This window comes from Curtobacterium flaccumfaciens (assembly GCF_018598405.1).
GTDB lineage: Bacteria > Actinomycetota > Actinomycetes > Actinomycetales > Microbacteriaceae > Curtobacterium > Curtobacterium aurantiacum.
Window position 1 is genome coordinate 39,590 of record NZ_JAHEWS010000028.1, and the last position, 6,335, is coordinate 45,924.

The 6,335-nt window shown below is 71.8% G+C and carries 7 protein-coding genes; 3 read left to right on the top strand and 4 right to left on the bottom strand.

Annotated elements, in window-relative coordinates; all coding sequences use genetic code 11:
• Positions 1 to 6: 6 nt before the first annotated feature.
• From pheA to KK097_RS15455, 4 genes are read right to left on the bottom strand one after another with little or no spacing between them, the layout of a single operon-like run.
• Positions 7 to 963, bottom strand: a complete 957-nt coding sequence (gene pheA, locus KK097_RS15440; RefSeq protein WP_071406510.1) for a prephenate dehydratase — start codon at positions 961 to 963, stop codon at positions 7 to 9.
• A 39-nt stretch (positions 964 to 1,002) separates the two neighbouring features.
• Positions 1,003 to 1,548 carry a MarR family winged helix-turn-helix transcriptional regulator gene (locus KK097_RS15445; protein WP_214531244.1) on the bottom strand — a complete coding sequence of 182 codons (546 nt, stop codon included), beginning with the start codon at positions 1,546 to 1,548 and terminating at the stop codon, positions 1,003 to 1,005.
• 28 nt (positions 1,549 to 1,576) lie between these two features.
• Positions 1,577 to 2,038 carry a hypothetical protein gene (locus KK097_RS15450; RefSeq protein ID WP_214531245.1) on the bottom strand — a complete coding sequence of 154 codons (462 nt, stop codon included), beginning with the start codon at positions 2,036 to 2,038 and terminating at the stop codon, positions 1,577 to 1,579.
• Complete coding sequence (locus KK097_RS15455; protein ID WP_307858412.1) at positions 2,035 to 3,417, bottom strand: molybdopterin-dependent oxidoreductase; 1,383 nt, start codon at positions 3,415 to 3,417, stop codon at positions 2,035 to 2,037. Before KK097_RS15455 ends, KK097_RS15450 begins: the two co-directional genes overlap by 4 nt.
• Before the next feature lie 87 nt (positions 3,418 to 3,504).
• Between KK097_RS15455 and KK097_RS15460 the strand changes: the two genes are divergently transcribed.
• From KK097_RS15460 to KK097_RS15470, 3 genes are read left to right on the top strand one after another with little or no spacing between them, the layout of a single operon-like run.
• Positions 3,505 to 4,944, top strand: coding sequence for a glycosyltransferase 87 family protein (locus KK097_RS15460; RefSeq protein ID WP_214545347.1), 1,440 nt, complete (start codon positions 3,505 to 3,507; stop codon positions 4,942 to 4,944).
• Positions 4,945 to 4,949: 5 nt separating this feature from the next.
• Positions 4,950 to 6,002: a GTP 3',8-cyclase MoaA gene (moaA, locus tag KK097_RS15465; protein WP_214545348.1), complete on the top strand. Its 1,053-nt coding sequence runs from the start codon at positions 4,950 to 4,952 to the stop codon at positions 6,000 to 6,002.
• Positions 6,003 to 6,005: 3 nt separating this feature from the next.
• The gene (locus KK097_RS15470) at positions 6,006 to 6,254 is read left to right on the top strand and encodes a MoaD/ThiS family protein (protein WP_214531252.1); all 249 of its coding nucleotides are present in this window, start codon (positions 6,006 to 6,008) and stop codon (positions 6,252 to 6,254) included.
• Positions 6,255 to 6,335: the final 81 nt, after the last annotated feature.

Here is a 6,335-nt window from a genome sequence, read left to right on the forward strand (position 1 = left end):
GCGCCGCTACCGCGCGCCGGGCTCCCCCGACACGATCGCGCGCAGCCAGTCCCGGGCCTCGACGAACGCGGCGTCCGAGTAGCGCGCGGGCACCTCGGGGCGGGCGCCGTCGGCCCGCGGGTACGAACCGAGGAACGTCACGCGCGGGCTGAACCGGCGCAGGCCGAGCAGCGCGTCCGCCACCCGCTCGTCACGGACGTGCCCGTCGAGGTCGATGACGAACCGGTAGCGACCGAGCTCGTCGCCGATGGGCCGTGACGACAGCAGCCCCATGTTGATGCCTCGGGTCGCGAACTGTTCGAGCATGTCCACCAGGGCGCCCGGGTGGTCAGCGGGCAGCTCGACGATGACGCTCGTCTTGTCGGCGCCGGTCGGCTCGGGGAGCGCGAGGGTCTTCGACACGAGCACGAACCGGGTGACCGCCGAGGCGTTGTCGCCGATGGACGACGCGAGCACGACGACGTCGTGGTGGTCGGTGATGCCGGGCGGCGCGACGGCGGCGTCGGCGGTGGGGTTCGCCTCGAGCAGGGCGAGGGCCGCGGCGACGTTGGACGACGCCGGGATGTGGCCGTGGCCGGGCAGGTTCGCCTCGAGCCAGTTGTGGGTCTGCGCGTAGGCGACCGGGTGCGCGTTCACGGTGCGGACGTCGGCGAGGGTGGTGCCGGGTCGGGCGACGAGCACGAAGTCGACGGGGACCAGGTACTCCCCCACGATCCGCACGCCGGGGATCCGGGCCAGGGCGTCCTGGGTGGCACTGACCCCGCCGTCGACACTGTTCTCGATCGCGATGACGGCGCCGATGGAGCGGCCGGACATGACGTCGTCCAGGGCCTCACCGACGTTGTTGACGCTCCGCCAGGGCTTGCCGGCGGCGGCTTCGACGAGCTTCAGGGCCGCCTCGGTGAAGGTGCCGGCGGGTCCGAGGTAGGAGTACGTGTCGGACGGCGCGGCGGGGTCGGTCATGTGGCGAGCCTATTGCAGGGGCACAGCCACCAGCCCGCTTCAGTCCGTCGCCGCACCCGTCAGGCGCTGCTCGCAGATCGCGGTGTCGTCGCCCTCGCGCGGGTAGGTCAGCGCCGCGAACCGCCCCTCGGGGTCGAGCCGCGTCAGGAGCGACGCCGCGATGCCGTCCAGCTGCGCGACCTGCTCGTCGGAGAGCGCGTCGATGACCACCCGCCGAGCGGTGCGGACGTGGTCCGGGGCCGCCTCGACGATGGTCGCGTAGCCTGCGTCGGTCAGGCGGACGTCGGTTGCCCGGCGGTCCGAGGTCGACGGGCACCGGGTCACGAGCCCGCGCTTCTCGAGTCGGGACACCACGTGCGACAGCCGCGGCAACGAGGCGTTCGTGGCCGAGGCGAGCGCCGACATCCGCAGGGTCCGGGTGTCGGTCTCGGAGAGCATCGCGATGACCATGTAGTCGAAGTGCGTCAGGTCGGCGTCGCGCTGGAGCTGCTGGTCGAGCGCCGCCGGCAGGAGTTCCATGACGGCGACGAGCTTCATCCACGCGCGCAGCTGCTCGCGGGTGAGCCACGGGATCTCGTCGGTCATGACCTGATCATACCGAAAGGTTGTCCCTTTAACCAGTGGTGCGCACCGCGGACGAACCAGACGAAGCGGCCGGGCGACGCGCGAGCACCACCCCGACCACGAGCACCACCACCACGACGACGAGCAGCGCCCCCTCGACGAGCAGCAGCCGCGTGCCGTAGTCGAACGGGAGCACGGTGGGGTTCTTCGGTCCGTCGTCCTTCGCCACGATCTCCGGCAGCACCACCAGGGCGAGCACGCTGCCGAGGACGATCGCCACCTGCACGACGACGAGCACCCAGACCCGCAACGCGCCTCCGGCCCGTCGCAGCAGCAGCCCGGCACCGACCACGAACGGTGACAGGACCGCGTCGTGCAGGACCACCGCGGCGAGCAGCCACACCCCGAGCCCACCGATCCGGTTCGGCTTCACCGAGGTCACGAGCACGTACGCCCCGAACGCGATGACCAGCACGCCGATCACCACGAGCACGATCCGCGCGGCCTTCACCGGAGCACCTCGATCTTCTCGATCCACTTGGTCTGCAGCACGCCCGGCCGACCGGGAGCGATGATCCGCGCCGGGAACCCGTGGTCCAGGTCGAGCGTCGCACCGTTCAGCTCGAGGGCGACGAGCGTCGTCGGGTCCTCGGCGTACTCGGGTCCCATGTCCATGATCCGGTAGCCGCCGTGCCGCTCCAGGCTGGTCACGCGGACGTGCGACCCCTTCGGGGCCTGCACGGCGTCGAGCAGGTCGCGCAACCGCACGCCCTTCCAGGTTCCCATCTGGCTCCAGCCCTCGACGCACGAGATCGGCAGGTCGACCTGCGCGGTGCCGAGTGCGACGAGTTCCGCGCGGACGAAGGTCCGGCTGACGTCGCGCCCGACGACCGTCAGGGTCCAGTCCGCGGCGGTCGCGCTGGCGAGGACCCCCGCCGCACGCGCGGTGCGGTTCACGGGGAGGCCGTTCGAGCCGATCCCACGGCCGCGGGCACCGAAGACGTTGAACGGTTCGGCGAGCTTCGAGGACTGGCCGGCGGTCAGCGCGACGACACCGACCGTCGCGGCCGCCACGCCTGCGAAGAACCCGCGTCGGGCGATCCGCTCACGTCGACCCCGTGCGGCTTCCGGAGTCTGTCTGGAGGCCCGGTCCGGCTCCGCCACGTCGGCCGTCGGCTGGGCGGGACTCGGCTCCTCGGACACCTCGCGGGTCTCGGGGGCCGTGCCCGGTCCGGCGGGCCGGGACTCGGCGCCGCCGGGGGCGGCGTCGACGCCGTCGATCCAGCGGAACACGCGGCCGAGCAGGCCGGGGGCGGTGGACCCGGCGGTCTCGGAGACCGCAGCGCTCGGGGCGGACGCGCCACGGGCCTCCCGGCCTGGTGGGAGCAGTTCACTGCCGGACGCGGGGTCCGCGATGAACCGGCCGTGCGCGTCGTAGGAGTCGCGCTTCCGCCAGTACCGGGTGATGACCGGCAGCTTCGCGGCGATGTGGATGACGAGCGACCCGATGATCACGTAGGCCAGGGCGTTGTGCACCTGGCGGAACGGGAACGGCCACGGGTACCACTGGTACGTGTTGAGCAGGCCGGTGACGACCTGGATGATCGACGCCGACACGAGCACCGCGATCGACAGGCGTTCGAGCAGGTGCAGCACACCGCGCACCGGCGGCACCTGTACCAGGGCCGGCATGACGGTGTTGAGCTTCGCGAGCAGCAGCGGGATGATCGCGATCCCCGTCGTGATGTGCAGGCCCTGCGTGAACTGGTACAGCTGCGTCGGCCGGGTCGGGAACCGCATCCAGCCGAGCGGTTCCTGCAGCAGGTGGCTGTAGATCCCGGTGCCCAAGCAGATCAGGAACGCGATGCCGAGCAGGCGTCCGAGCACCACCGCCGAGCGGGCGTTGCGGTTGGGGGACGCCAGAGCTGCCCGTCCGTCGTGCAGGAGGCGCTGGACGCCGGATAGCCTCGACGGACCATGAGCGACCGACTGCGTGCCCTCCGACCGTCCCTGGCCGACGGCACCGCCGCGCGGATCGGCACGGTGCTGACCGTCGTGGGAGTCCTCGCCCTGTCGGGCGTCATCGCCGTCGGCGTCACGCATCTGGGGTTCCTCCGATCGGGCCATCGTTCTGCATTCGTTGCGTGGACGCTGATCGCTTGGACCGTCTTCGTGATCGCCGTGCTCGCGGTGCGTTTCGTGCCCGTCCGGTGGATGACCACCATGGTCATCGGCGGAGCGGTGGTGATCGGCATCGCCGCGCTGGTCGGCCCGCCGAACACGAGCACCGACTCCGCTCGGTACGCGTGGGACGGCATCGTCCAGCATGCCGGTGTCTCACCGTACGCGCACACCCCCCAGTCCACGGCACTTTCCGGTCTCCGACCCGACTGGTTGTTCCCCGACAAGGTGAACGGCACGTGCGACGACATCAAGCCCCGGTTCCGCGGACTCGGCGACGGCGCGGACGGGCACTGCACGGCGATCAACCGACCCGACGTGACGACGATCTACCCGCCGATGGCCCAGCTCTGGTTCGCGGCGGTCCGGTTCTTCGTGCCCGCGACGGCGCAGTACCTGCCGTTCCAGGTCGCCGGGCTGCTCGTCTCGCTCGGCGTCACCGTCGGGCTCGTCATGGTGCTCCGACGCATCGGGCGCCCGACCTGGTGGGCGGCGCTGTGGGCCTGGTCCCCGCTCGTCGCGTCCGAGGCCGTCACGAACTCGCACGTCGACGTCGTCGGCGCCGCGCTCGCCACGGCCGGTGTCGTGCTCGTCGCGTTCGGCCGACCGATCTGGGGCGGGATCGCGCTCGGGGCCGCGACGGCGACGAAGCTCATCCCGGCGATCGTGTACCCACCGTTGCTCGGTCGCGGTCGTGCCTGGTGGGCGATCCCGATCGGCATCGCGGTGTTCGGGCTGCTCTACGTGCCCTACGTGCTGACCACCGGGCTCGACGTGCTCGGGTACCTGCCCGGCTACCTGAGCGAGGAGGGCTACGAGGACGGCTCCCGGTTCGCGCTGGTGTCGCTCGTGGTCCCGGGTGACGCGGCGACGGTCGTCGTCGGGCTCCTGGTGCTGCTCGCCGCGTTCGTGGCGTGGCGGTTGTCCGACCCGTCGCGGCCCTGGTCGGGCGAGGTCCTGATGATCGGCGTGACGTTCCTCGCCGTGACCCCGCGCTACCCCTGGTACGCGCTGCTGCTCATCCCGTTCGTGGTGCTGTCCGGCCGGTGGGAGTGGCTGTCGATCGGACTCGCCATCGCGCTGCGCGGGGTGTGGCCGTCGGCGGACGCCTACCGGTGGTGGTTGCTCGCGGCCGTGGCGGTCATCGTGGTCGTCACGCTGCTGCGCACGGAGCGGTCGGAGTGGCGACGGTGGTGGGAACGGCTGACGTTCCGGCGCGTGGAACACGTACGCTGACGACCATGGCACCCGCGATCCTGCTCGGCACGACCGGCTCCGTGGACCCGGCTCCCGCCGGGCTCGTCGACCGCTTCGGGCGTCGCGCCGTCGACCTACGGGTGTCGCTGACCGAGCGCTGCAACCTGCGCTGCACCTACTGCATGCCCGCGGCCGGGCTGCCGTTCGCCCCCGACGAGGCCCTGATGACGGCGACCGAGATCGAGCGGCTGGTCCGGATCGGCTCGTCGCGGTTCGGCGTCCGCAAGGTCCGGTTCACCGGCGGGGAGCCGATGCTCCGGCACGACCTGGTCGACGTGATCGCCCGGTGCGCCGCACTGCCCGACGCCCCGGAGCTGTCGCTCACCACGAACGCGATCGGCCTCGCCCACCGCGCCCAGGGCCTGTACGACGCCGGGCTGCGGCGCGTGAACGTCTCGCTCGACACCGTCGACCCCGACGTCTTCACCACAGTGACCCGCCGCCCGTTCCTCGACAAGGTGATCGCCGGGCTGTCGGCCGCGCACGACGCCGGACTCGACATCAAGGTGAACGCGGTGCTGCTGCGCGGGATCAACGACGAGGCCGCCCCCGAACTGCTCCGCTGGTGCCTCGAACGCGGTTACGAGCTCCGGTTCATCGAGCAGATGCCGCTCGACCCCGACCACGCCTGGGACCGCACCTCGATGATCACCGCCGCCGAGACCCGCGCGCTGCTGGCGACGTCGTTCGTGCTCACCCCGGACGACGCCCCGCGCGACGGCGCCCCGGCCGAGCGGTACCGCGTGCACGATGCCGTCACCGGCGAGCCGCTCGGCACCGTCGGGATCATCGCGAGCATCACGGAGTCGTTCTGCGCCGACTGCACCCGCACCCGGCTGACCGCCGACGGGCACGTGCGCAGCTGCCTGTTCTCCGACGAGGAGACCGACGTGCTCGGGCCGATGCGCGCCGGGGCGGACGACGACCAGGTCGCCGAGCTCTGGCGCCGCGCGATGTGGGCGAAGCCCCGCGACCACGGTGACGACAGCGACGAGCTCGTGCACCCCACGCGCGGCATGAGTGCGATCGGCGGCTGAGGCGTGACCACGATCCGGTTCTTCGCCGCTGCCCGGGCTGCGGTGGGCGTCGACTCACTGACCACGACGGGTCGGACCATCGAGTCGGCCCTCGGCGCGATCGACGCGGCCGAGGTGGCGGACCCCGAACGCTGGAGTGCGTTGCAGGAGCGCTGCTCGTACCTGGTCGACGGCGTGACCACGCGCGACCGGGGCACGGCGCTCGAGGGTGTCGAGGTCGTCGACGTCATGCCGCCCTTCGCCGGCGGCTGAGCGGCGCGCCCGTTCCTTCCCAGAACACCCGCGATACCTGGTGCTTCCGGGCATACCTGGTGCGAACTTCCGACCAGGTAC